The organism is Streptosporangium sp. NPDC048047, assembly GCF_040653115.1.
GTDB lineage: Bacteria > Actinomycetota > Actinomycetes > Streptosporangiales > Streptosporangiaceae > Streptosporangium.
In genome coordinates this window covers 16,373-40,522 of record NZ_JBEZNH010000033.1, presented here as the reverse complement: position 1 = coordinate 40,522, position 24,150 = coordinate 16,373, and the positions used below count along the sequence as shown (strand labels likewise).

Here is a 24,150-nt window from a genome sequence, read left to right as displayed (position 1 = left end):
AGGCGGACGGCCGGACGCGAATCTTTTAGCCGTGCCTGAAAAGTCCTGCCATGTCGAGTGGATCTTCGCCCCCGAGGACGTCGCGCGGATCCGCTTCGCGTTCTCCCCGCTCTGGGAGCTGGTGGCCAGCCTGCGGGTGATCCGCGACCCGGCCCGGCACTCCCTGCACCTGCCGTGGGTGCGCGCCGTACGCGACCGGGTGGCCGCGCTCGACATGGCGGAGCTGTTCGCGCTGGTCCCGCTCCGCGGCTACCTCGCCGACTTCCTCACGCCCGTCCCCGACACCCCGCTGCCCGACCTCGCCACCGAGCTGGACCGGGTACGGCGCACGCCCCCGGCGCGGGCGGCCGAGGAGGCCGGGTGGGTGCAGGGGGCCGATCCCCGGATCGTCGCGCGGTTCACCGCCGACCCGGAGGCGGGGGTGGCGCGCGTCGCCGACGCCCTGGAGCGCTACTGGGGGGTGGCGCTCGCCGGGTTCTGGCCGCGCGTCCACGGCCTGCTGGAGGCCGACGTGCTGCGCCGCTCCCGCAGGCTCGCCGCGGGCGGGGCCCGGGACCTCTTCGCGGACCTGCACCCGAACGTGAGCTGGCGCGGCGACCGGCTCGCCATCGTCCGGAGCTGGGAGTACTCGGCGCCGATCGGCGGCGACGGCCTGGTCCTCGTGCCGACCGCCTTCTACTGGCCCGACACCGCCGCGATGGTCGAGCCGTACCAGCCGATGCTCGTCTACCCGGCGATGGGCGTCGGCACGCTGTGGACCGACGGCCCGCCGCCCGCCCCCGACGCCCTCGCCGCGCTGATCGGCCGCACCCGGGCCCGGATCCTCACCGCCCTGGCCGAGCCCGCGACCACCTCGGCGCTCGCCCGGCGGATGGGCCTCACCCCCGGGGCGGTCAGCCAGCACCTCACCGTCCTGGCCGGCGGGGGGCTGGTGACCCGCCGCCGCCTCGGACGCGAGGTCGTCTACCGCCGCAGCCCGGTGGGCGACTCCCTCGCCTGCGTCTCCTGAACCGGCGGGATCGCCGCGCCGGTCCGGGGCGCGCCGGTCCGGGGGGGCGGAACCCTCCGGCCCCAGGCCGCCGGGCCTACCCGCTCTGGGCCGCCGGGCCGTATCCGTCCCGGGCCGCCGGGGCGGCCGCGCCGTACCGGCTGGACTCCAGGAGCCACTCCAGTTGCGCCCGCGGCGCGGCCAGGAAGGCGCACGCGACCTTGCTGACGTCCCTGGCCTGGGCCGGCGACAGCGCGAACCGGTCGAACAGGCGGGGCAGCCGCCGGGCCGCGGCGCGCTGGTCCTCGGCACGCTCGGCGATCCGGTCGCTGACCCAGGCGACGGCCTCCGCCTCCGAGAACCCGAACGCGCCGGCGGCGACCGTCACGTAGTTGTGCACGTCGCCGTTGGCCCGCTCCTTGGGATACGACGCCACGTCGTTGCACCAGGCCGTCACGTCGTTGCAGGCGTCCACCAGCGTCCGCCAGGTCACGCTCTCCCGCAGCCCCGGCGGCACCTCCACCCCCAGGCACGGCTCGACCAGGTCGAACAGGTACGGCCCCGCGGTGCCCCGGCGCAGCGCCGGGTACTCCGCGGCCGAGGGCACCCGCCCGGCGCACCGGTTCTCCGCCTCCGCGCGGCAGGCCGCCCCCTGGGCCACCAGCCCCCGCGCGAACCGCTGCCGCCACCGGGCGCTCATCCGCCCGGCCGTGGCCCGCCACAGGCCGGCGAACGACGCCTCAACGGGAGGGCGCTCCCCGGTCGCGGACGCGCCGGACCCGCCGGTGGAAACCGGCAGGAACGGCGAAGCCCGGGTCATGACGCCGAGGCGGGTGAAGGCGGCGTCGACGGTCTCGGCCACCCGCCCGGCCGGTTTCTCGTCCCACTCGTCGTCGAAGCAGAACAGCCAGGTCAGCCACTTGGCGAACAGCAGCGCCGCGTCCTCGCCGGCGTCGGCGAGCGCGCGGCCCGCCATCCGCTCGAACCGCGCCCCCGGGGGCGGCTCCAGGCCCGTCCCCCGGGCCCACTCGGCGAGCGACGCCCCGATCCGGTCGATGGCGGGGTGCATGCGGCAGGGCGCGCCCATCGCCGGTACCCGTTCGACGAGGGGCAGGAGCAGGGACGCGGCCGTGACGGGGGTGCGGGCCAGGGACGGCCACCGTTCCATCTCGTCCATCTCGCGGGGCGCCGCCCCGCATGTCCTGGCGAGCACTACAGCGGCCCGAAGAGCCAGTTGCCGGCCACGTTCGGGTCGGTGCTCGTGTAGTACTGCCGGGCCGCCTCGACCAGCTCGCCGACCGCGATGACCCCGTCCCGGTCGCGGTCGAGCCGGTCGAACGCCACGTCCACGTCGTCGTGGGCGGTGCCGAAGGCGATCAGCGCGATCCGCAGGCCGTCCGGCCGGACCGAGCCGTCCCCGTCGGTGTCGCAGAGCCGCGCGACCGCCTCGGCGGCGGGCCGGAACACCGGATCGAACCGGCCGCCCTCCACGAACGCCGAGATCATGCCCGCCCGGAAGTCCTCCGGGGAGATCACGCCGTCGCCGCCGGCCGCGGCCGACAGCGTCGCCCAGATCGCCTCCAGCCCGCCGACGAGCCGGTTGCCCGCCGGAGAGGTCGGTGACTCTCCGAATCCGACCAGGATCCTGGCGCCCAGCCCGAGCATGTCGTCCCGTACGGCCCGGCCGTCGCCGTCGACGTCCAGGTGCCCGAAGGCACGGTCTAATTTGTGCTTGAGAAGTTCGGTGCTCACGGTAGACCCCCGTGTTACGTGAATGGCGCGAACGATTACGCTAGGTGACGATAGCGAGGTGATTCCAAGAGCCATTCCAGGTAGGCCCTGGGAATGGTCAAGAAAGCGCACGTGACCTGGATCACCTCCCGGGCGGCGGCGGTGTCGAGGCCGCGCCGCTCCACCACCTGCGGGATCATGCGGGCGGCCGTCCACAGGTCGTCCATCCGCTCGACCAACCGGTCGGTGACCCACGCCACGGGGTCCCCGCCTGCGCCGGGGCTCGCGGCCGCCAGGTAGCCGCCCCCGGACACCAGGTCCGCGCACCACGCGACCACGTCGCAGCCCGCCTCGACGACCGCCGCCCAGTGCGGGCTCCGCCGTACGGCCGCGGGCGCCTCCACCCCGGCGCACGGCTCCACCAGGTCGAACAGGTAGCGGCCGAAGCGGTCCCTGCCGAACGGCGGGTAGTCCCCGGCGGCCGGCGCCGCGGCGCGGAGCAGCGCCGCGCGCTGGGCGTCCAGCCCGGCCAGGAACCCCTCGCGCCAGCCGTCGCTCATCCGCGGCGCGCAGACCCGCCACAGGTCGGCGAACGCCCGCTCCACCGCCGCCGGGCCCGGCTCGTCCCCGCGCGCCACCGCCGGAACCCCGGCCAGCGCCGCGGGATCCTCCCTCGCGGCGGACATCCAGATCAGCCAGCGGGCGAACATCGTGGCCGCGTCCGTGCCGTAGCGGGCGAACGCCCTCCCGGCCAGCAGGTGCGCGCCCCCGCCGGGGTCGGCCCGCAGGCCGTGCCGGCGAGACCAGGCGATGGCCGCCGCCTCGATCCGGTGCACCGACGGGTGCACCGGGCACGGTACGGCCAGCGCCGCGAGTCTCTCGGTGAGCGGGAGGGGCGGCGCGGCGGGCGTGGCGCCGCCCGCCGGTCCGTACGGCGTGGCGCCGCCCGCCGGTCCGTGCCGCAGTCCGGTGCGCATCGTCTTCCTCCCCGGGAGAACATTCGGTCCGCTCCTGCCGGGCACGAGCGACCGCCCTGACCCGGTCAGAGGGGTTTTAGCCGCTTTGACCTGGGCAAACTCGGTTCCGGTTGCTGGGAGTCTCGCATCACCGGTCACGCCGGACGGCCGGGACGCGCCAGTCGCCGAGCCCGAGGGCGGTGCGGCCGATGCGCCTTTCCGCCGTTCTTCTCGTAACGTGTGCGAAACACGAAGCGGGCAGACTTGTACGCGGCCAGGAGTGTCGCACCCGGTCGGTAATGGAGGAGGAGCCGTGGACCGCCAGCAGGAGTTCGTTCTCCGCACCCTTGAGGAACGCGACATCCGGTTCATCCGGCTGTGGTTCACCGACGTGCTGGGCTTCCTGAAGTCGGTGGCCATCGCGCCCGCCGAGCTGGAGGGGGCCTTCGCCGAGGGCATGGGCTTCGACGGCTCGTCGATCCAGGGCTTCGCCCGGGTCTACGAGGCGGACATGCTCGCCAAGCCCGACCCCTCGACCTTCCAGATCCTGCCCTGGCGCAGCGAGATGCCGGGCGCGGCCAGGATGTTCTGCGACATCCTCATGCCGGACGGGTCGCCCTCCCACGCCGACCCGCGCTGGGTGCTCAAGCGCACCCTGGCCAAGGCCTCCGACATGGGGTTCAGCTTCTACACCCACCCCGAGATCGAGTTCTTCCTGCTGAAGGAACGGCCGGAGAAGGGCGCCCGTCCCGAGCCGATCGACGACGGCGGCTACTTCGACCACACCCCGCACAGCTCAGGCCACGACTTCCGCCGCAACGCGATCATGATGCTGGAGTCGATGGGCATCTCCGTCGAGTACAGCCACCACGAGGGCGGCCCCGGCCAGCAGGAGATCGACCTGCGCTACGCCGACGCGCTGACCACCGCCGACAACATCATGACGTTCCGCCTGGTCATGAAGGAGGTCGCGCTGGAGCAGGGCATCTGGGCGAGCTTCATGCCCAAGCCCTTCACCGAGCAGCCGGGCTCCGGCATGCACACCCACATGTCGCTGTTCGAGGGGGACCGCAACGCCTTCTACGAGCCCGGCGCGGAGTACCAGCTCTCCAAGATCGGCCGCTCGTTCATCGGCGGTCTGCTCGCGCACGCCGCGGAGATCACCGCCGTGTGCAACCAGTGGGTCAACTCCTACAAGCGGCTGTGGGGCGGCGCCGAGGCGATCGCCGGGGCCGGCGGCGAGGCGCCCAGCTACATCTCCTGGGGCCACAACAACCGCTCGGCCCTGGTGCGGGTGCCGATGTACAAGCCGCACAAGGGCGGCTCGACCCGCATCGAGTTCCGCTCCCTGGACTCGGCCTGCAACCCCTATCTCGCCTTCGCGGTGATCCTGGCCGCCGGCCTGAAGGGCATCGAAGACGGCTACGAGATGCCTCCCGGCGCCGAGGACGACGTCTGGGCGCTGACCTCGGCCGAGCGCCGGGCGCTGGGCATCCGCCCGCTGCCGCAGTCGCTGGACGAGGCCATCTCGGTCATGGAGCACAGCGAGCTGGTCGCCGAGACCCTCGGCGAGCACGTCTTCGACTACTTCCTGCGCAACAAGCGCGCCGAGTGGCGCGACTACCGCCGCCAGGTCACCGAGTTCGAGCTGGGCCGCTACCTGCCGGTGCTCTGACCCGCCGGGCTCCCCGCTCCGGAAGACCGCGAACCGCCCCGCGTGAGCCCGGCCGGCAGTGCCCGGCCGGGACCCCTCCCACGCGTACCCGGACCTCTCGTACGGCGCCGGCCGGGCCCCCTCACACGTGTCCGCCCGAGCCTCCTCGGACGTCTACCCGGGCTCCCCGTCGTGGACGGTGGCGAGCTCGGCGAGCCCCGAGATGGTCAGGACGGGCGACAGCAGGTCGTTGGCGATGACCGTGATGCGGTCGGCGTGGGTGAACAGGACGCTCAGGCCCGCGCTGTCGAGATACTCGACGTCGGTCAGGTCGAGGACCAGCGGGCCCGGGGCGCTGTCGAGGGCGGCGGCGAGGACGTCGGTGTTGCTCATGTCGATCTCACCGGCGACGGTCAGGAGCGCGACCCCGTCCGGGCGGTGTCCGGGGGTGAGGGTAAGGGGCGTGGTCATCAGGCGATCCTCATGAGCATGTCGACGGTGGTGCCGGAGGGGCCGGGCGTGATGGTGACCTGCTGCATCATGGCGCGCATCAGAGCGACGCCGCGGCCGCGATGGGCGTTCGCCTCGGGCCGAGGGAGTTTCCATCGGCCGCTGTCGGCGACGGTGAGGCGCAGGTTGTCGACGAACGCCTCGGCCCGCAGCCGGACGATGTCGCCGGGGGCGTGGCGGTGGCCGTGCTCGATGGCGTTGGCGCACGCCTCACCGGCGGCGACCAGGACGTTCTGGATGGTCTGGGCCGGCAGGTCGCACTGGGTGAGCCAGTTCCGCAGAGCCCTGCGGACGGGGGCGAGCTGGGACGACTCGGCGGGGAAGGTCATCTCCAGCGGAGTGGGATGGCGGTAGAGCAGCAGGGCGACGTCGTCGTTGTAGCCGCCGGCGGGCGCCAGGTGGCTCATCACCTGCGTGGCGAGGTCGTCGACGGCGACGTCCCGGCCGTCCTGGACGGCCCGGCTGGCCCGGTCGATGCCCGCGTCCAGCGGGTGGCGGCGACGCTCGACCAGGCCGTCGGTGTACAGCATGAGCGTGGCCCGCGCCGGGATGACCGTCTCGCTTTCGGGGCGGGTCCTGCCCGGCCGGGCGGCCAGGGGGATGGAGCGCCCGCCGTCGAGCAGATGGGTGGTGCCGTCGGGGTGGGCGAGGATGCCCGGCGGGTGCCCGGCGCTGGAGTAGGTCAGGAGCCCCGTCTCGGGGTCGAGGACGCCGCAGAAGGCGGTGGTGCACCTCGCACCGGGGACGCCTGCGGCGAAGTGGTCCAGGGCCATGAGGGTGCGGGCCGGGCTGGCGTCCTGCAGGAGCAGCGCGCGGCACGCGCTCCGCAGCTGCCCCATGACGGCGGCGGCCTCCACGCCGTGCCCGACGCAGTCGCCGACGACGATGCCGATGCGCCCGTCGGGCAGGGTGATGGTGTCGTACCAGTCGCCGCCGACCTCCAGGGGGCGGCTGGCGGGCTCGTAGCGGACGGCGAACCCCTCGGGAAGCCGGGCCGGGCCGAGGATGGCGCGCTGCAGCGCGATCGCCGTCTCGCGTTGCTGGTCGATCTGGTGGGCGCGGACGAGTCCCTGGGCGAGATACCCGGCCAGCAGCGACAGCAGCAGCTGGTCCTCGCCGGTGAAGGGCCGGTGGCCGCCCAGGTCGACCCAGAGCGCCAGCGGGCCGTCGGGATGCTCCAGCAGGACGCCCATCCCGGTGCGGTCGGCGACGGGGGCCAGGGGGGACCGCTCCCGCAGGCCGGTGAGCGCCCGGCGGTACTCGGCGGAGAGCCCGTGCCAGCTCAGCGACTCGTCGGTGGCGGTCAGGACGGGCTCGTCGCCGACGAAGACGGCGGCCAGCACGCACCGGGCACGCCACAGGTCGTGCAGTTCCCGCAGGGCGCCGGCCAGCGCCTCGGGCAGGCTCACGGCCCGGGACAGGGCCGTGCTCAGGGAGGCGAGGGCGCTCTCCCGCTGGATGGCGTAGTGCTCGGCGGTGACGTCGCGGAACGTGCCGACGACGACGCGGCGCCCGGTGTCGGGGTCCTGCGCGTGGTTGAAGCTGGCGCTGACCCACACCCGGTGCCCGTCACGGTGGATGACGGGGATGGTGTAGCCGCCCTTGTCGTGACCGAGGAGGTCGGAGAAGGCCTCGGCCACCTGCCGGTGGGCCTCCGGGTCGGCGTCGGCGTCGGGCCACCACGGGTGGACGGCCGCGTAGGGCAGGTCCTCCGGGCCGTAGCCGAGGACGTCGGTGAACGCGTTGTTGATCTCGACGACGGCGCCGTCCTCGTCGCAGACGAAGAACGCCTCCTGCAGGGAGTCCACCAGCGCGGTGCGCCAGCGGGCCTGGTGCTGGCGCAGGCGCGCCATCTCCATGTTGGCCCGCACCCGGGCGAGCAGCTCCGCGGCGGCGAACGGCTTGACCAGGTAGTCGTCGGCCCCGGCCTGCAGGCCCTCGATGGACTCCTCCTGGCCCGCCCGCGCCGACAGCAGCAGCACGGGGACGGCCGCGGTGCGCGGGTCGCTCCGCAGCGCCGAGACGAGGGCCAGGCCGTCCAGGCGGGGCATCATCACGTCGCTGACCACGAGGTCGGGGGCGTCGGCCCGGATGGCGTCCAGGGCCTCCATCCCGTCGCCCGCGGTGCTGACGAGATATCCGGCGCCCCTGAGGAGGCGGACGAGATAGCCGCGCATGTCGGCGTTGTCGTCGGCGACCAGCACGCGCGCCGGGACGGCCGGGCCCGCGGCGGGGGCGGCGTAGGAGTCCTGGGGCGACGCGTCCGCGGTGTCCCCGGCGAGCGCGGCGTCGTCCTCCGGCAGCCAGCGCAGCGCCTCCTGGACGTAGGGGTCGGCGGCGGCGGAGCCCGCGGCGGCGGGGTCGGCGACCGTCCCGATCGTCTCCGGGGACAGGTGCGCCGAGCCGAACGGCAGGCGGATGGTGAAGCGGGTGCCCTCACCCTCGGTGCTGTCGGCGACGATGGTGCCGCCGTGCAGGCCGACCAGTTCCTGGACGAGGGCCAGCCCGATGCCGCTCCCCTCGTTGGACCGCGACCGGGCGTTCTCGATGCGGTGGAACCGCTCGAACAGCCGCGGCACCTCCTCGGCCGGGACGCCGATGCCCGTGTCGGCGACGGTCACCACCGCGTGGCCGTCCTCCTCGCGCACCGTGACGCCGATCGACCCCTCGAAGGTGAACTTCAGGGCGTTGCTGAGGAGGTTGAGGACCACCTTCTCCCACATGCCGCGGTCGATGTACACCGGCTCGTCCATGGGGGCGCAGTCGACCCGGAACGAAAGGGCCGCCCTGTCCACGGCGGAACGGAAGAGGCTGGCCAGCTCGGCGGTGACCGCGGCCAGGTCGACGGGCTCGTAGCGGGCCTGCATCCGGCCCGCCTCGATGCGGGAGAAGTCCAGGAGGGTGTTGACCAGCTTGCCCAGCCGCAGGCCGTTGCGGCGGATGGCCTCCAGCTCCTCGCGCACCTGCGCGTCGGCTCCCTGCAGGCTGGTACGCAGCTCCTCCACCGGCCCCATGATCAGTGTCAGGGGCGTGCGGAACTCGTGGCTGATGTTGGAGAAGAAGACGGTCTTCGCCCGGTCGAGTTCGGCCAGCTCCTCGGCCCGCCGCTGCTGGGCCTGGTAGCTGCGGGCGCTCGCGATCCCCGCCGCGACGTGTCCCGCGGCCAGCTCGATGAACCCGCGGTAGGCGTCGTCCAGGGGCCGGTACCGGTTGAGTGCGGCCACCACGAATCCGTACGGCGCGCCGCCCTGCTGCAGCAGCGGCACCACCAGCGCGTGCGTGGGCGGATCCGGCCAGCCCCCGGAGGGAAGGCCGGTGAACGGGTCGCCGTCGAGCGCCACGAGCGCCGGCTCCCCCCGGGTCGGCGCCGCCGTGGGCCACACCCCCTGAGGATCGCCGACCGGCAGGGTCTCCGGGGCGGCGGGGTGCCCGGCGGGGATCCCGGTCGTCCCCGCCAGCCGCGCGCGGTCGTCGTCGAGCAGGTAGGTCAGCGTGAAGGGAAGGTCGTGCGGGTTGCGGCCGAGCTGGCGGCAGGCGAAGGCCAGCATCTCCTGCTCGGTGCGGACCACGCTGGGGTCGGAGCCGAGGTCCCGCAGCGTCGCCATCCGCCGCTCGCCGATGACCCGCTCGGTGTCCTCGCTGACGACGCACAGCATGCCGACCACCGCGCCGGCGTCGTCCCTGAGGGGGCTGTAGGAGAACGTGTGGTAGGTCTCCTCCGGATAGCCGTCCCGTTCCAGGAACAGCAGCAGGGACTCGTCCCAGGTCGACTTCCCCGTGGCCAGCACGGTGTCGATCCGCGGGCCGATGTCGCCCCAGATCTCCGCCCACACCTCGCCGGCCGGCCGGCCCAGCGCCCACGGATACTTCCGGCCCAGGGTGTCGCGGCGGTAGGCGGCGTTGCAGAAGAACGTCAGCCGCGGTCCCCACGCCATCCACATGGGGAACCGGGACGACAGCAGGATGCTCACCGCCGTCTGCAGGCTCTGCGGCCACCCCCCCGGCGGCCCGAGGGGCGTCGCCTGCCAGTCCACCACCGCGAGGTCCTTGCCGACCTCGTCGTCGGCGGTGAACACCCGGGCGCCGGACGCTCTCACCGGCCCGCGCTCAGCGTCGTCGCAGTGCGCCATCTGACACCCTTTCCTCACGCCGGGCCCAGCTTTTGCGCGCCGGACTCGTCACCGTGCCGCCGTCGCGTGACCGGCGCCGTCCCCGTCCGCGGGAACCGGTGACACGACCCGCGGGATCAGCCGGCCGCCTGCCGGACTAACCGGTACAAACCAGGGCATGGGGAGGCGACGGTGACGGGCAGCATATCTTACCGAAGCGCGGAATCCGGCCGCGGGAAAGCCCCGCGGTGCCCTATCCTTACCGTCCCGCGCCGCCGCGATCCGCGTCTTCCGGACGAGGCCGGCCGGTCGCCCCGCGGCCGGGGCTCCCGTGACCGGCGGGACGTCGCGGACCCCTGATTCGGCAGGTGCGCGATGACTCCGGTAAAATCGGTCGGTCCGTTTAAAACGATTTGTTAACGAACCAATCGCCGTGAAGGCGACTAGGAGGTGCGGCATGACGACGGCTGCCGAGCTGCAGACCGTGCTGACCGTTCCGGCGCGTTTCCGCGGGCCGGAGGGCACCGCGAACGGCGGATGGATCGCGGGTACGGTCACCGAGGCGTCGTACGGCGCCCGGCACGACTCGGCCGTCGAGGTCACGCTGCACGCGCCCACCCCGCTCGACACCGAGCTGGAGCTGCGTCACCTGGCCGGCACCGCCACCCTCACCCGCGACGGCGCCCTCCTGGTGGAGGCCATCTCCGTCGCCGAGGAGCTCGACGCCCCGGACTTCGTGCCGTTCAACAAGGCGGCCCTCGCCGAGACCGGCTTCGCCGGCTTCACCGCCCACGCCTTCCCCGGGTGCTTCTCCTGCGGCCTGCGCACTCCCGGCGACGGCCTGCGGATCTTCCCCGGCCCGGTGGCCGGAACCGGCCTGGTGGCCGCGGGCTGGCGGGTGCCGATGACCGTCGCCGACACCGACGGCTCCGTCCCCGACGCGGTCATCTGGGCCGCGCTCGACTGCGCCACCGGCTGGGCGCATTTCAAGCCCGGTGAGTTCGCCCTGCTCGGCCGCCTCACCGCCCGGGTCCACCGCCGCGTCTACCCCGGCGGCACCTACTCCGTGGTGGCCCGCGCCACCGGTCGCGAGGGCCGCAAGCTCTTCGGCGAGAGCGCCGTGTACGAGGTGGACGGCACCCTGGTCGCCTCCGCCAAGGCCACCTGGATCGCTCCCGCCTGACCCGCCCGCTGTAACGCCCGGCCTCCCGGACCGGCCGACCCTCCGTACCGCCTGGTTCTCCGGGCCGTCCGGTTCTCCGGGCCGGCCGCCCGCCGTCCGCCGTCGCGGCGGGCGGCCGGCGGCGGTCAGCCGGTGAGCCTGTCGGCGACCAGCGAGGCGCAGCGGTCGTCGAACAGGATCGTGTAGTGGTTGCAGTCGTCGACCACCTCGTCGCGCAGTCCGGGCAGCCGCCCGGCCCAGACGGCCGCGACCTCCTCGGGCAGCATGCCGACCGGCTGGTCCAGCAGCCCGCGCGGCGCCCGCAGCAGTGACAGCGGCGACCGCACCGCGCGCAGCGCGTCGCCGATCGCCCCGCCCTCGGTGAGCAGCCACCGACCGTCCTGACGGACCGGTTCCGCCCGGACCCGTGAGCGCACGGCCCCCTCCGGGCCGGTCGCGTCGTAGCGGACGTACTCCTCCACCTCCGGCCGCCAGGCGCCGGCGAAGGCCGGGTGGGCGCGGAAGAAGTCCACGTACGCCTCGACGCTCGGGAAGGTCTGCTCCAGCCGGGCGAGGGCCGGGCCGAGCGTGGCGGCGAGCACCGCGTCGGGGTCGGCGCCCGGGGCCTGCGGCAGCGGCAGCCCGCCGTCGATCAGCACGACCTTCGCGTAGTCGCGACCGGCCGCGGCGAGGGCGGCGACGTAGGCGCCCATCGAATGGCCGGTCAGCACGATGTCCCGTGCCGCGCCCACCGAGTCGGCCACCAGGTTCACGTCCTCGGCGTGGCGGCGCAGGCCGTACGGGCCCGGCAGTCCGGCGCTGTGGCCGCGGCCGCGCAGATCCATCGCGACGAGCGACCAGTCGGCCGGCAGCCGCCGGGCGACGGCGCCCCAGGACATGAGGGAGGCGGTGATGCCGTGCACCGCCACGATCACGCGTGGCCCGGTGCCGAACCGCGCGACGCGCAGCGCGCCGCCGGGGACCGCGACCTCGCCGAAGACGGGACTGACAGGGCTCACCGGCTCACCACGCTCTCCTCGGCCTTTCGGGGTTCCGGCCAGTGTGCCACCCCGGTCATCGCCCGGCCATCACGGGTCGTCGGGAAAACGGCATCGGAGACCCGCCGCGCCGCGCCGTAGGATCCGGTCATGAGGTCCTGAAGGCCACCGCCGCGCGTCTCCGGCCGCCGGAGCGGGCCGACAGGGCGTCACCCGCGCCCGTGACCGTGAAGACGACTCATGCCCGTGAAGACGACCCGTGACCGTGATAGACGACTCGTGACCGTGAGACGACGGAGGGTCGGTGGAGACCGTGCCCCGCATGCAGACGACCGCCGGGCGGCTGGCCCGGCTCGGCTTCGCCGACGGAGCCAGGGCCGAGCGGCTGCTCGCCGAGCTGGGTCCCGAGGCGGCCGGTGACCTGGAGCTGCTCGACGCCCTGGTCGGCACGGCCGACCCCGACCTGGCCCTGACCTCCCTCACCCGGCTCGTCGAGCGGTACCCCGGCGACCTCGCCGAGCCGGGCGGCCCCGGTGATCCCGGTGATCCCGGTGATCCCGGCGGTCCGGGAGGCTCCGCAGGTCCCGGCGGTCCGCGCGGCCCGGGAGGCCCCGGCGGTTCCGGCGGTCCGGGCGTCCTCGGCGCGCTCCGCGCCGACCCAGGCCTGCGCGCGCGGCTGCTCGGCGTCCTCGGCGTCAGCGCCGCCCTCGGCGACCACCTGGTCAGGCACCCCGAGCACCTCGCCCTCCTCGCCGACGAGCGGGCCGTACGGCGCCCCGCCTCCCGGGACCTGCGGGCCGGGCTGCTGCGCGCGGTCGGCGCCGACCCCGGCGATCCCCGGCCCCGCGCCGACGGGCACGGCACCGAGACGCTGTCGGCGCTGCGCGTCGCCTACCGCGGCCGGCTGCTCCATCTGGCCGCCCGGGACGTCACCGGTGCCGCCTCCCTCGCGGAGGTCACCTCCGAGCTGTCCGACCTGGCCGGGGCCGCGCTGGAGGCGGGCCTCGCCGTCGCGCGGGCCGAGCACCCCGGCGCGGACGCGGTACGGCTGGCCGTCATCGGGATGGGCAAGTGCGGCGCCCGCGAACTGAACTACATCAGCGACGTCGACGTCGTCTTCGTCGCAGAACCGGCCGAGGAGGGCGGCGACGAGACCGAGGCGCTCCGGCTCGCCACCCGCCTGGCCCAGGGCATGATGCGGGCCTGCTCGACCACCACCCCCGAGGGCGCGCTGTGGGAGGTGGACGCCGCGCTGCGCCCCGAGGGCAAGGCCGGCCCGCTGGTCCGCACCCTCGCCAGCCATCTGGCCTACTACCGGCGCTGGGCCAAGACCTGGGAGTTCCAGGCACTGCTGAAGGCCCGGCCGGTCGCCGGCGACACCGAGCTCGGCGAGCGGTACGTCGGAGCGGCGAACGAGATGGTCTGGCAGGCCGCCACCCGCGAGAAGTTCGTCGAGGACGTGCAGTCCATGCGCCGCCGGGTCGAGGACCACGTCCGCAGGGACACCGGCGAGGCCGCCGAACGCCAGATCAAGCTGGGGCCCGGGGGGCTGCGCGACATCGAGTTCGCCGTCCAGCTCCTCCAGCTCGTCCACGGCCGCCTGGACCCGCTGCTGCGCCGGCGCGCCACGCTCCCCGCGCTCGCCGCCCTGTCGCGCGGCGGCTACGTCGGCCGCGACGACGCCAAGGCCCTCGCCGAGGCGTACGCGTTCCTGCGCCGGGTCGAGCACCTTCTCCAGCTCCATCGGCTGCGCCGTACCCACGTGGTGCCCGCGGACCCCGCCGACCTGCGGCGGCTGGGCCGGGCACTGGGTATGACGGGCGACCCGGTGGAGGCGTTCACCGCCCGCTGGCGGCGGCACGCCATGGAGGCGCGGCGGCTGCACGAGAAGCTGTTCTACCGGCCGCTGCTGCCGGCCGTGGCCCGGCTGCCCGAGTCCGAGGCCCGGCTGTCGGCCGCCGCGGCCCAGGCGAGACTGGAGGCGCTCGGCTACACCGACCCCGCCGGGGCGCTGCGCCACATCAGCGCCCTCACCAGCGGCGTCTCCCGCCGCGCGGCGATCCAGCGGACCCTGCTTCCGGTCATGCTCGGCTGGTTCGCCGACGCCCCCGACCCCGACGCCGGGCTCCTGGGCTTCCGGCAGGTCTCCGACGAACTCGGCACCACCCCGTGGTACCTGCGGCTGCTGCGCGACGAGACCGCGGTGGCCGAACGGCTCGCCCGGCTGCTGGGCACCAGCCGCTACGCCACCGGACTGCTGCTGAACGCCCCCGAGGCGGTGGCGATGCTCGGCTCGGACGCCGAACTGGCCCCCCGCCCCCCGGAGGCGCTGCTGTCGGAGGCGCGGGCCACGGCGGGCCGCCAGGCGACGGCCGAGAACGCGGTCGCCGCGGTGCGCGGGCTGCGCCGCCGCGAGCTGTTCCGCACGGCCGTCGCCGACCTCACCGGTCACCTCGACGTCGAACGGGTCGGCCACGCGCTGTCGGCGCTGAACGACGCCACCCTCCAGTCCGCGCTGGACGCCGCGATCGACAAGGTCGGGATGGAACGGCGCGCCCCGCTGGGCACGGCGTTCACGGTGATCGCCATGGGCCGCCTCGGCGGCGCCGAGCCCTCCTACGGCAGCGACGCGGACGTGATGTTCGTCCACTCTCCCCTGGAAGGCGTCGCCGAGCGGGACGCCGCCGACGCCGCCCACGCGGTGGCCAACGAGCTGCGCCGCCTGCTGGCGCTGCCCGCCCCCGACCCGCCGCTGATCGTCGACCCCGACCTCCGCCCCGAGGGCCGCCAGGGACCGCTGGTGCGCACCCTCGCCTCCTACGCCGCCTACTACCGGCGCTGGTCGTCGCCGTGGGAGTCGCAGGCGCTGCTGCGGGCCAGGTTCTCGGCCGGCGACGCGTCGCTCGGCGAGGCGTTCCTGGAGCTGGCCGACCCGCTGCGCTACCCGGCCGGCGGCATCCCCGACACCGCCGTGCTGGAGATCCGCAGGCTCAAGGCCCGCATGGAGGCCGAGCGGCTGCCGCGCGGCACCGACCCGGCCCTGCACACCAAACTCGGTCCGGGCGGGCTGTCCGACGTGGAGTGGGTGGCCCAGCTCCTCCAGCTCCGCCACGCCGGGCGGCTGCCGTCGTTGCGGACCACCCGCACCCTGGAGACGCTGCGCGCCGCCGTCGCCGAGGATCTGCTGGCGGCCGACGACGAGGCCGCGCTCGCCGAGGCGTGGCGGTTCGCCTCGCGCGTCCGCAACGCCATCGTCCTGGTCAGGGGCAGGGCCGCCGACTCCATCCCGGTGGACGGCCGGGAGCGCGCGCTCATCTCCCAGGCCCTGGGCTATCCGCCGGACGGCACCCAGGACTTCATGGAGGACTACCGCCGCGTCACCCGCCGCGCCCGGCGCGTCATGGAACGGGCCTTCTACGAGGACTGACCGGCGCCGCCGGGCACCGGGACCTCAGTCCGCAGATCCCGGACCCCCGGACCCCGGCTCGTGGCTCGTGGGCCGTGGAATCTGGGCCGCGGGCCGCTCCGGGAGGGCGTCGTGGCGCGGGGGTCCGTCATGCCCGTCCCCGTCTCTTTCGCCGATCCCGTTGCGCCCGATGGGACGGGCGTGTATCAACGGTGCGGGTGATCCATATTGATATCGGTGTACATCGACCTGGCCATCGGCCTGGTGCTTGCCTTCCTGTTCCTCTCGCTCATGGTGAGCGGGGCCAACGAGGCCCTCGTCCGGCTTTTCGGCATCCGTAGCAAGTTCCTGTGGGCCTATCTCCGCGACACCCTGGACGGCGCCCGGGGAGACGGCCGGTCGTGGGTTCCGGCGAAGGTGACGGACGTCTTCGCCCGGCTGCCGTTCTCCGGTTCCGACCCGCGCCCCCGCCACGAGGCGGAGCCCGCGCCGCCGGTGGTCGAGCCGGTGCCCGCCGACCCCGGGTCCACGGCCGCCCCCGCGCCCGACGGCCTCATGCCCGCCGGCGTCGCATCCGCCGGTGTCCCGTCCGACGACCTCACGTCCGACGGTCCCGCGTCCGCCACCGGTGCCGTCCCCGCCGGCGATCCGGCGTCCGACGCCGATCCCGTGCCCGCCCCGCGGGTGGACATGACCGAGCGCCTGTACGAGCGGCTGCGCGAGATCGACCACCCCAAGGGGGAGCGGACCAGCATCTCCGACATCCCGCCGGAGCGGTTCTCCGGCGCGGTGATGGAGCTGGTCGCCGCCGAGGAGGGCGGGGTCGAGGGCCTGCTCGCCAAGCTGGAGGCCATCGGCAGCCCGCTCGCCGGCCACCTGCGGGGCGTCTGGGAGAGCGCCCAGCGCGACCTCGGCAGGTTCCGCAAGGGCGTGGAGAACTGGTTCGACGGCGAGATGGAACGGCTGTCCGGGCTGTACCGCCGCTACGTCAAATGGGTGATCTTCGTCCTCGCGCTGGCGCTGACGCTGGTGTTCGGCATGGACTCCCTGGAGTACGGCAAGACCCTGCTGCGCGACAACGCCTACCGGGCCGGGGTGGCCGCCATCGCCGGGGGCGGCGGCGAGGGCCTCGCGGCGCTGCGGGAGAAGTGCGCCGTGTCCGGCACCGCCGAGCCGTACGACTGCGTGACCGAGGCGTTCAGCTCGCCGGCGCTGGTCAAGATCTTCGATCACTCCCTGGTGAGCGTGACGATCCCCCCGGACGGCGAGCGCGACCCCTCCTTCAACTGGAACGGCGCCTCGTGGTGGGACCGGCTGATCAGCCCCGGCCACTGGCCCGGATACCTGATCACCGTGATCGCCCTGCTGTTCGGCGCGTCCTTCTGGTGGGACGTCCTGCGCCGCCTGACCGGCCTGCGCGACCGCCGCTCCGGGTAGGGCCGGCACGGCCGGAGCCGGGCGGGTCAGCCGTCGCGCAGCGCCGCCAGGATCCGGTCGACGTGAAGGAGCGGTTCGTCGCCGACCGGGCGGAGCACCACCGTGCCGGCCCCCGCCGCCCACAGCGCCCTGACGTGCGCGGCGGCCGTCTTCGCCGTGCCTGCGGCCATCGGCACCTCGTCCGGGGCGACTCCCAGGAACGACCCCGTCTCCACGGCGGAGGGCCGGACGGCCTCGCGGACCCGGGCGGGGTCGTCGTCGACGTACAGGTGGGTGAACACCGCCACCTCGTGGCCGCCGTCCGGGCCGTGGCCGCCGTCCGGGCCACCGGCCGATCCGCGCTCGCCGTCCGGGCCGCCGGGAGCCGACCCGCCTCCACCGGGCGCCGACACGCCGCAGCCCGGGGCGGGGAGGGCCCGCCCGCGCCCGCCGGCGCCGATCAGCTCGCGGGCCCCGGCGATCCGCTCGGGGCCGAACCCCTCCGGCAGGATCGTGCCCTGCGCCACCCGCCCGGACAGCTCCAGCGAGCGCGGTCCCAGCACCCCGGCGAGCACCGGAGGAGGCACCGCCGGCGGGTGCACCAGCCGTACCCCGTCGAGCCGTACGGCCCGGCCCCGCGTGGTGACCGTCTCCCCGCGCAGCAGCGCCCGGACCGCCACGATGGTCTCCTCCAGCAACGCCAGCGGCGAGGGAGCCGCCGCGCCCGCCCGACGCATCCAGTCCTGGACGCCGTGGCCGATCCCGGCGGCGAGCCGGTCCGGATGCATGCGCGCCAGGTTGCCCAGCTCCATGGCCAGCAGGACCGGGTTGCGCAGCGGGGCCGGGGTGATCCCGATGCCGACCCGGACCCGCGAGGTCACGGCGAGCGCGGTGGCGGCCGAGGAGATCGCCCCCGTCCAGCCGAGGTCCTCCACCACCCAGACGTCGTCCACCTCCGTGGCGTCGAGGTGGCGGCAGAAGGGGATGAGCGACTCCGGGGGGAGATCGCGGTCGAACATGACGCCGAGGCGCATGGGGGCTCCTGAGATCTTCACGGACCCTCACCGTAGCGAGAGGACGTCCGGACGGTCATGGCGGGCGGAACGGTCCACGGCGGCGGCCTGGGGGATCGCCTCGGGGCCCAAGGCCGGAAGGTACCGGAAGTAGCCGGCGAAGTCCTTGACGGCGCTGACCGGGTCGATCCGCACCTCGGTGCCGGTCCGGAGCGCGTTCACCATCTCGCCGCCGCCGATGTAGACGCCGACGTGGTGCGTCTTCACCGTACGCTTGCCGATCTTGCCGTAGAACACCAGGTCACCGGGGCGGGCCTGGCCGGCCGGCACCTTGGTGAGCCGTCTGACGTGATCGTCGGTGTTGCCCGGCCCCAGGACGTCGCGGCCGTAGGCCAGGTGGTAGACCCACCGGGCCAGCCCGGAGCAGTCGAGGCCCAGGGTGGCGGTGGCCGGGCAGGGCCGGATCCGGCCGGTGTAGCCCTGGCAGGTGCCGTAGGAGGGACCGGGGGCGGTGTCGTGGCCGCCGCCCCAGGAGTAGGGGATCGAGCCGCCGGACCAGCCCGGCTGGTGACCTCCGGCCTCGATCGCGAAGGCGATGGCCGTCACCCGGTTCAGGGCCGCCGGCAGGAGCGGCGCGGAGCCGCCGGCGACCACCAGGACCCCCGCGAGCACGGCCGCGCCCGCCGTGACCGCCCGCCTGCGGCTCCGGTCCGGGCCGCTCCCGGTCCTCGGGCCCTCCGAGGCCGCCGGGTCGCGGCGGCCGGTGCCGTCCCCGGACCGTGCCGTGTCCCCAGCGTCCCCAGCGTCCCCGATGGCCCGGCTCTCCGGGTCGTTCCGCGAGACCCGTGCCATCCCGCTCACCCCCGCTCCTCGGCGCAAGTCAGGTCAATTCTGCCTAATTCACCCGCCGATCGCGCTCGGTCCTCGCCTTCACCGGCCTGCCGGGACCGGGCTCACCGGCCCGTCGTAACCGGGGAAGGAGGCGCGGAGCGCGGGGGAGAGACCGGCGGGGGAGGAACCGGCGGGGTCGCGGGCAGGCGCGGTGGCAGGCCGAACGTCGTGAAGAGCCGGAGACCGAAGAACACGGCCACGTGCGCGACACCGGACGCGGTGGGGGTGAGCACCTGGATGCCGAACGGCCGGTACCCGCCGTCGTCCCGCAGGTACATCGCGAACCCCGGCTGGCCGTTCGCCCCGACCGGCAGCAGCCGGAGGTCTCCGGGGCCGGCCGGGCACCGCGTCGCCAGATGCCGGGCGATGGCCGCGCGCCCGCGGTACCACGCGGTGAAGGGCGGCATCTCCCAGACGGCCTCGGCGGTGAGCAGCTCCACGATGGCCGGGACGTCCTTGGCCTGGAACGCCGCGACGTAACGGTCGAGCAGCTCGCGCTCGTCCGGCTCGGCCGGCTCGGTGGTCCCGCCCTCGGACGGCGCCACCTGACCGAGCCGCTCACGGGCACGCTGCAGGGCGCTGTTGACCGCCGCCGTCGTCGTGCCGAGTGTCTCGGCGGCCTCGGCCGCCCGCCAGCTCAGTACGTCGCGCAGGATCAGCACGGCCCGCTGCCGGGGCGGCAGGTGCTGGAGGGCGGCGACGAACGCCAGCCGGACGCTCTCGCGCGAGGTCACGACCGCGGCGGGATCGGCCGGGGCCGCGCCCGCCGGGACGCGGGCCCCGACGCCCGCCGGGACACCGGCCAGGGCGTCGGGCACCGGCTCCAGCCACGGCACCTCCGGCCGCCGCACGAGGGCGTCACCGGGATCGGCGGGGCCGCCCAGGCCGGTGGGCAGCGGCCGGCGGTTCCGGCTCTCCAGGGCGTCCAGGCAGGCGTTGGAGGCGATCCGGTGCAGCCAGGTGCGCAGCGACGATCGCCCCTCGAAGCGGTCGTAGGAGCGCCACGCCCGGAGGTAGGTCTCCTGGACCAGGTCCTCGGCGTCGTGCACCGAGCCGAGCATGCGGTAGCAGTGCGCCAGCAGCTCGCGCCGGAACGGAGCGGCCTGGCGGAGGAAGTCGTCGCCGTCCGGGTCACCTGACATGTCGTGAGCCTTTCGTTCCTCTCCGGGAGGCGTGGTCCGACCCCTCTCCGGCAGACGGGGTCCGAAACCCGCGCCCGGATCCCGGATCCGGGTCCCGCGTCCGGGAGCCCGCATCCCAGGTCCCGTATCCCGGGCCTCGTGCGGAGTGCGGACACCGGACCAGTACAGCCGACGGGACCGACAAAAGCCGATGGGAACCGGCAGCCGGCGGGGACCGGCCCGCGCACCGTCAGGACGGGAGGGCACCCCGGCGGGGCCGCACCAGGCCCGACTCGTAGGCCGCCACCACGAGCTGGGCGCGGTCCCGCAGGCCGAGCTTGCCCAGCACGCGGCTCACGTGGGTCTTGGCGGTCAGCGGGCGCATGTCCAGCCGCTGCGCGATCTCATCGTTGGACAGTCCCCCCGCGACCAGCGCGAGGACCTCACGTTCCCGGCCGGTGAGCACCCGCAGATCGTCCGGGGAGGCGTCGGCCTCCGGATGCTCACGGACCCGCGCGAACATGGCCACCAGCCGGCGGGTCACCCCGGGCGACAGCAGCGCGTCGCCGCGCGCCACCACCCGGATCGCGTGCACCAGCTCCTCGGGCTCGGCATCCTTGGCGAGGAAGCCGCTCGCCCCGGCGCGCAGCGCGGCGAAGATGTTGGCGTCCTCCACGTACGTCGTCAGGATCACGACGCGGACCCCGCCGAGCGCGGGATCGCCGGCGATCCGCCGGGTGGCGGTCAGGCCGTCCACCTCGGGCATGCGGATGTCCATCAGCATCACGTCGGGGCGCAGCTCCCCGGCCAGCGCCACGGCCGCGCCGCCGTCCCCGGCCTCGCCGACGACCTCGATGCCCGGCTCGGTGCCGAGAAGGGCGCGGAACCCGGACCGCACCAGCGCCTGGTCGTCGGCGATCCCGACCCGGATCATCCGGCCTCCCCGCCGTTTCTCCCGCGGTTCCTCACGCCGCTCTCCCCGCCGTTCATCCCAGCGTTCTTCCCGCCGTTCCTCCCGCGGCCCCTCCCGCCGTCTCCTCCGCCGCCTCCCCCGGCGTCCCGTACGGCGGGCGCCGCGGGGACGGGCAGGCTCGCCGACACCCTGAACCCCCCGCCGGGCGCCGGACCGGCATCCACCGAACCGCCCACCGCCTCGGCCCGTTCGCGCATCCCGGCGAGGCCGTGCCCGCCGTACCCGGTGTCACCGCCGTACCCGTCGTGACCGTCCCGCCCGCCGTGGCCGCCGTGGCCGCCGTGGCCGCCGTGCCCGGTCCGCTCGCCGGCCTGGCCCCGGCCGTCGTCGGTCACCTCCAGGCGCAGCCCGGCCGGGCCGTACTCCACCCGGACCGTCGCGGCGGCGTCCGGCCCGGCATGGCGCAGGACGTTGGTGAGCGACTCCTGCAGGATCCGGTAGGCGGCGTGGCCGACCTGCGGCGGCAGCGGCGCCTCGGGCCCGATCCGGTGGAGGTCCACCGGGACGCCCGCGTTGCGCACGGCCGTCACGAGGGCGTCGAGCCGGTCCAGCCCCCGCGCGGCCGGTCCCGCGGCGTCGCCGGCGTCACCGGCGTCCCCTGGGCCACCGTCGCGCAGCGTGCCCACGGTGGCCCGCAACTCCGCCAGTGCGTCCTTGCTGGCCTTGCGGATCTCCATCAGCGAGGCACGCACCTCGGGAGGGGGGTCGCCGAGCATCCGCAGGACCGCGGAGGACTGCACGGCGATGCCGGCCATGCTGTGCGCGACCACATCGTGCAGCTCCCGGGCGATGCGCAGCCGCTCCTCGCCGACCCGGCGCTCCGCCTCGCGTTCCGCCGCCGCGTTCCGCGCCTCCGCGGCCGCCCGCCGCTGGCCGATCACCTCGCCCAGCAGCACCGCGCCACCGAAGACCGCGACCAGGAAGGCGTAGAGCCCGGTGAGCGCGCCGGCGGCTCGGCCGGCGTCGCCGTACAGGCCGACGATCCGGGGGGTCAGCCGGATCGCCCCGGCGGCGACGACCGCGGCGAGAACCGAAGCCACCGCCGGCCGGTGCCGCAGCGACAGGGCCACGGTGAACAGACAGATCATGACCGGCAGCACCATCGGCCCGAGGGGATGGCCGGCGGCCGCGTAGACGACGAACAGGCCGGCGGTGACGGTGAGCGCCGTGATCGGCCGCCGGCCGCGGACCCACAGCGCCAGCGCCGACAGCACCACCACGGCGTGGGCGAACCAGCCGACCGCGCTGCTCCTCAGCTCGACCGGCGTGCCGCCGGCGTCGAGCACGTAGACCGGTCCCGAGACGAGGTGCACGCCGACGACCTGGACGGGGACCATGAACAGGGCGAGCAGCGGGTCCAGCGCCTTGCGGGAGAGCGGCGGGCGGGGGAGCATCACCCCAGCTTAGAACCCGGATCCGCGGACCCCCGCGAGTGCGGGGAACGGGCGCGGGGCCGCCGATCCGCGGGGGAGAGCCGCTCCGCCGGTGGGCCCGTCCGCCGAAACCGCCGCTCCGCCGGTGGGCCCGTACGGCCGGAGCAGCGGGTCCGTCCGGCCGGACCCGCTGCTCCGCCAGCGGGACCGTCCGCCGGAACCACTGCTCCCCCGGAGGTAGCGTGCTCCCCGGGGAGCAGGACGGGAACCGTCCTCGCGGCCGAGGTACGGCCCGCGCCGCGCCGCCAGGATCGAATGCATGACACCGAACGACACCCGCCCCGTCCACCCTGGAGAGCACCGCGCGCCCGCCCGGCGGGCGGAGGGCCCCGAGGTCCGTGCGGTCCGTGAGGTCCGTTTCGGGCAGGTGCAGCGCTGGGCGCGGTGGGTCACCCACCTGTCGGTGCTGGCGCCGCTGCCGTCCACCCTGTGGCGCGTCGCCATGCTGACGGGGTTCCCGCTCGGCCTGAGCGAGGGCGTCAAGCGCTACGTGGCCGAGGAGATGGGCACGGGCGAGAAGCTGTACATACTCTCCCTGTGCGTCGTGTCCGAGGGCTTCGCCCTGCTGGCGCTCGGGCTCATCCGCCCGTGGGGGGAGGTCGTCCCCCGGTGGGTTCCCTGGCTCGGAGGGCGGACGCTGCCGCCGCGCGCCGTGCTCATCCCCGCCTGGGCGGGCACGGTGCTGGCGACGCTGCTGGGCGTCGTCATGGTGAACAGGCTCGTGATGACGCCGGCGGACCACCCGCTGCTCGCCCCCGGCGGGCCGGGGCTGCCGGTCCTGGTCGTGTGCTACGCGCCCCTGGTCGCCTGGGGGCCGCTGCTGGCCGCGGCCGTCGTGGCCTACCGGCGGCGCAGGGCGGGCGCCCGCTGACGCCCCGGCGATCCGCTCGCCGGGGCCTCGCGCGGGGCCCCGGGCCCCGCGACCGGCCAGACGCCGTAGATCCGACCGGCTAGCCGCCCTGACCTGCGACAGCCGTCTCATCATGCCTGTGAGCAGCACTTTCACTGCTCACAGGCTCTCATCGTCCTGCGCCGCCTCTCGCACTCGTGTGCCCTGAGTTGTGCCCTGCCCTCGCAGATCCGGGTGATCTCCGATGCCTGATCAGGCACCTGGGAAAACATCTCGATCATGTGGATGAGCGGGGATTACGCTTGCCGGTGTCCCGCGTCACTTCTCGCTGCTTCCGGTGCTCCCACGGAACAGCGACGGAACGGAAGCCTGGAGGCGCCCGTGGCGATGCCCAGGAAGGGCTCACGGCTCATCGACGTCGACGGCACCGCCTTCCGCTGGCGCATCCGGCACAAGCCCACCTACTGCCGAGGCAACGGCTGGAGTCCCCTCACCGTCACCGTTGAGCGGACCGTGGAGCCGGGGCGTGTCCTCGTGGTGTCGCTTCCCTGTGCCCGGCCGGACAACCGGCTCGGAGAACGGACGATCGCGGTCCGCCCCGCCCTCGTCGCCGGATGCATCCGGCGAGCCGTCGAACAGGGATGGAACCCCGGGCGGCCGGGTGTGACGTTCACCCTCACCGTCACCGAGGACGAGCTGACCGTCCTCCTGGGCGAACCGCCTCGGTACCTGATCCCCTTCCTTTGGGGTTTGATCCCTGAAGGCGGGGGCATCGAAGACCTCCCTCGATGCACCGAAATCTGGAGCCGGGACAGAGGAGACACCGGCCGGACGCCTTCTGACCCGTAGCGAGGTCAGGGCTGTCCGCGTTCCTCGGCCACGAGGGCCCCGGGTTCACGCTGCTGACCCGCACGCACTTCATGCCGTCGGGGGAGGAGC

At 74.7% G+C, this 24,150-nt stretch carries 18 protein-coding genes; 7 read left to right on the top strand and 11 right to left on the bottom strand.

What is annotated here, in order from left to right:
- Positions 1–31: 31 nt before the first annotated feature.
- Positions 32–1,009 carry a DUF5937 family protein gene (locus AB0D67_RS25255; protein ID WP_362940515.1) on the top strand — a complete coding sequence of 326 codons (978 nt, stop codon included), beginning with the start codon at positions 32–34 and terminating at the stop codon, positions 1,007–1,009.
- 76 nt (positions 1,010–1,085) lie between these two features.
- Here the strand turns inward: AB0D67_RS25255 and AB0D67_RS25250 are convergent, their stop codons facing one another.
- Genes AB0D67_RS25250 through AB0D67_RS25240 form a run of 3 tightly spaced genes read right to left on the bottom strand, consistent with a single transcriptional unit; the run spans position 1,086 to position 3,696 of the window.
- Positions 1,086–2,156, bottom strand: coding sequence for a terpene synthase family protein (locus AB0D67_RS25250; RefSeq protein WP_362940512.1), 1,071 nt, complete (start codon positions 2,154–2,156; stop codon positions 1,086–1,088).
- 44 nt (positions 2,157–2,200) lie between these two features.
- A complete protein-coding gene (locus AB0D67_RS25245) occupies positions 2,201–2,740 on the bottom strand; it encodes a hypothetical protein (protein WP_362940509.1) in 540 nt (179 codons plus the stop codon).
- 35 nt (positions 2,741–2,775) lie between these two features.
- Entirely contained in the window at positions 2,776–3,696 is a 921-nt protein-coding gene (locus tag AB0D67_RS25240; protein ID WP_362940506.1) for a hypothetical protein, read from the bottom strand.
- Positions 3,697–3,988: 292 nt separating this feature from the next.
- Here AB0D67_RS25240 and AB0D67_RS25235 point away from each other — a divergent pair, with 292 nt between their 5' ends.
- The gene (locus AB0D67_RS25235; RefSeq protein ID WP_362940503.1) at positions 3,989–5,350 is read left to right on the top strand and encodes a glutamine synthetase family protein; all 1,362 of its coding nucleotides are present in this window, start codon (positions 3,989–3,991) and stop codon (positions 5,348–5,350) included.
- A gap of 153 nt (positions 5,351–5,503) precedes the next feature.
- On the opposite strand, the gene AB0D67_RS25230 is transcribed toward AB0D67_RS25235, so the two are convergent.
- Together AB0D67_RS25230 and AB0D67_RS25225 are read right to left on the bottom strand one after the other, a co-directional pair.
- A complete protein-coding gene (locus tag AB0D67_RS25230) occupies positions 5,504–5,800 on the bottom strand; it encodes an STAS domain-containing protein (RefSeq protein WP_362940500.1) in 297 nt (98 codons plus the stop codon).
- Positions 5,800–9,969 carry a SpoIIE family protein phosphatase gene (locus AB0D67_RS25225; RefSeq protein ID WP_362940497.1) on the bottom strand — a complete coding sequence of 1,390 codons (4,170 nt, stop codon included), beginning with the start codon at positions 9,967–9,969 and terminating at the stop codon, positions 5,800–5,802. Before AB0D67_RS25225 ends, AB0D67_RS25230 begins: the two co-directional genes overlap by 1 nt.
- A 436-nt stretch (positions 9,970–10,405) precedes the next feature.
- Between AB0D67_RS25225 and AB0D67_RS25220 the strand changes: the two genes are divergently transcribed.
- Entirely contained in the window at positions 10,406–11,131 is a 726-nt protein-coding gene (locus AB0D67_RS25220) for a hotdog fold domain-containing protein (RefSeq protein ID WP_362940494.1), read from the top strand.
- Between the two features lie 125 nt (positions 11,132–11,256).
- Here the strand turns inward: AB0D67_RS25220 and AB0D67_RS25215 are convergent, their stop codons facing one another.
- Positions 11,257–12,129, bottom strand: coding sequence for an alpha/beta hydrolase (locus AB0D67_RS25215; RefSeq protein WP_362940491.1), 873 nt, complete (start codon positions 12,127–12,129; stop codon positions 11,257–11,259).
- A 301-nt stretch (positions 12,130–12,430) separates the two neighbouring features.
- Between AB0D67_RS25215 and AB0D67_RS25210 the strand changes: the two genes are divergently transcribed.
- Positions 12,431–15,535, top strand: coding sequence for a bifunctional [glutamine synthetase] adenylyltransferase/[glutamine synthetase]-adenylyl-L-tyrosine phosphorylase (locus tag AB0D67_RS25210; protein ID WP_362940647.1), 3,105 nt, complete (start codon positions 12,431–12,433; stop codon positions 15,533–15,535).
- Positions 15,536–15,751: 216 nt separating this feature from the next.
- Positions 15,752–16,951 (top strand): hypothetical protein, encoded by a 1,200-nt coding sequence (locus AB0D67_RS25205; RefSeq protein ID WP_362940488.1) that lies wholly within the window; start codon positions 15,752–15,754, stop codon positions 16,949–16,951.
- Positions 16,952–16,977: 26 nt separating this feature from the next.
- Here the strand turns inward: AB0D67_RS25205 and AB0D67_RS25200 are convergent, their stop codons facing one another.
- The 5 genes from AB0D67_RS25200 to AB0D67_RS25180 all read right to left on the bottom strand — a co-directional run bounded on the left by AB0D67_RS25200 (position 16,978) and on the right by AB0D67_RS25180 (position 22,322).
- Positions 16,978–17,985 (bottom strand): LLM class flavin-dependent oxidoreductase, encoded by a 1,008-nt coding sequence (locus AB0D67_RS25200; protein WP_362940485.1) that lies wholly within the window; start codon positions 17,983–17,985, stop codon positions 16,978–16,980.
- Positions 17,986–17,991: 6 nt separating this feature from the next.
- Positions 17,992–18,795: an NlpC/P60 family protein gene (locus AB0D67_RS25195; protein ID WP_362940644.1), complete on the bottom strand. Its 804-nt coding sequence runs from the start codon at positions 18,793–18,795 to the stop codon at positions 17,992–17,994.
- Between the two features lie 101 nt (positions 18,796–18,896).
- Positions 18,897–19,976, bottom strand: coding sequence for a sigma-70 family RNA polymerase sigma factor (locus AB0D67_RS25190; RefSeq protein ID WP_362940482.1), 1,080 nt, complete (start codon positions 19,974–19,976; stop codon positions 18,897–18,899).
- Positions 19,977–20,205: 229 nt separating this feature from the next.
- Entirely contained in the window at positions 20,206–20,889 is a 684-nt protein-coding gene (locus AB0D67_RS25185; RefSeq protein ID WP_362940479.1) for a response regulator transcription factor, read from the bottom strand.
- Entirely contained in the window at positions 20,886–22,322 is a 1,437-nt protein-coding gene (locus tag AB0D67_RS25180) for a sensor histidine kinase (protein WP_362940476.1), read from the bottom strand. Before AB0D67_RS25180 ends, AB0D67_RS25185 begins: the two co-directional genes overlap by 4 nt.
- A 298-nt stretch (positions 22,323–22,620) precedes the next feature.
- On the opposite strand from AB0D67_RS25180, the gene AB0D67_RS25175 reads away from it, so the two are divergent.
- Together AB0D67_RS25175 and AB0D67_RS25170 are read left to right on the top strand one after the other, a co-directional pair.
- Positions 22,621–23,232: a hypothetical protein gene (locus AB0D67_RS25175; protein ID WP_362940473.1), complete on the top strand. Its 612-nt coding sequence runs from the start codon at positions 22,621–22,623 to the stop codon at positions 23,230–23,232.
- 360 nt (positions 23,233–23,592) lie between these two features.
- Entirely contained in the window at positions 23,593–24,060 is a 468-nt protein-coding gene (locus AB0D67_RS25170) for a hypothetical protein (protein WP_362940470.1), read from the top strand.
- Positions 24,061–24,150 lie beyond the last annotated feature (90 nt).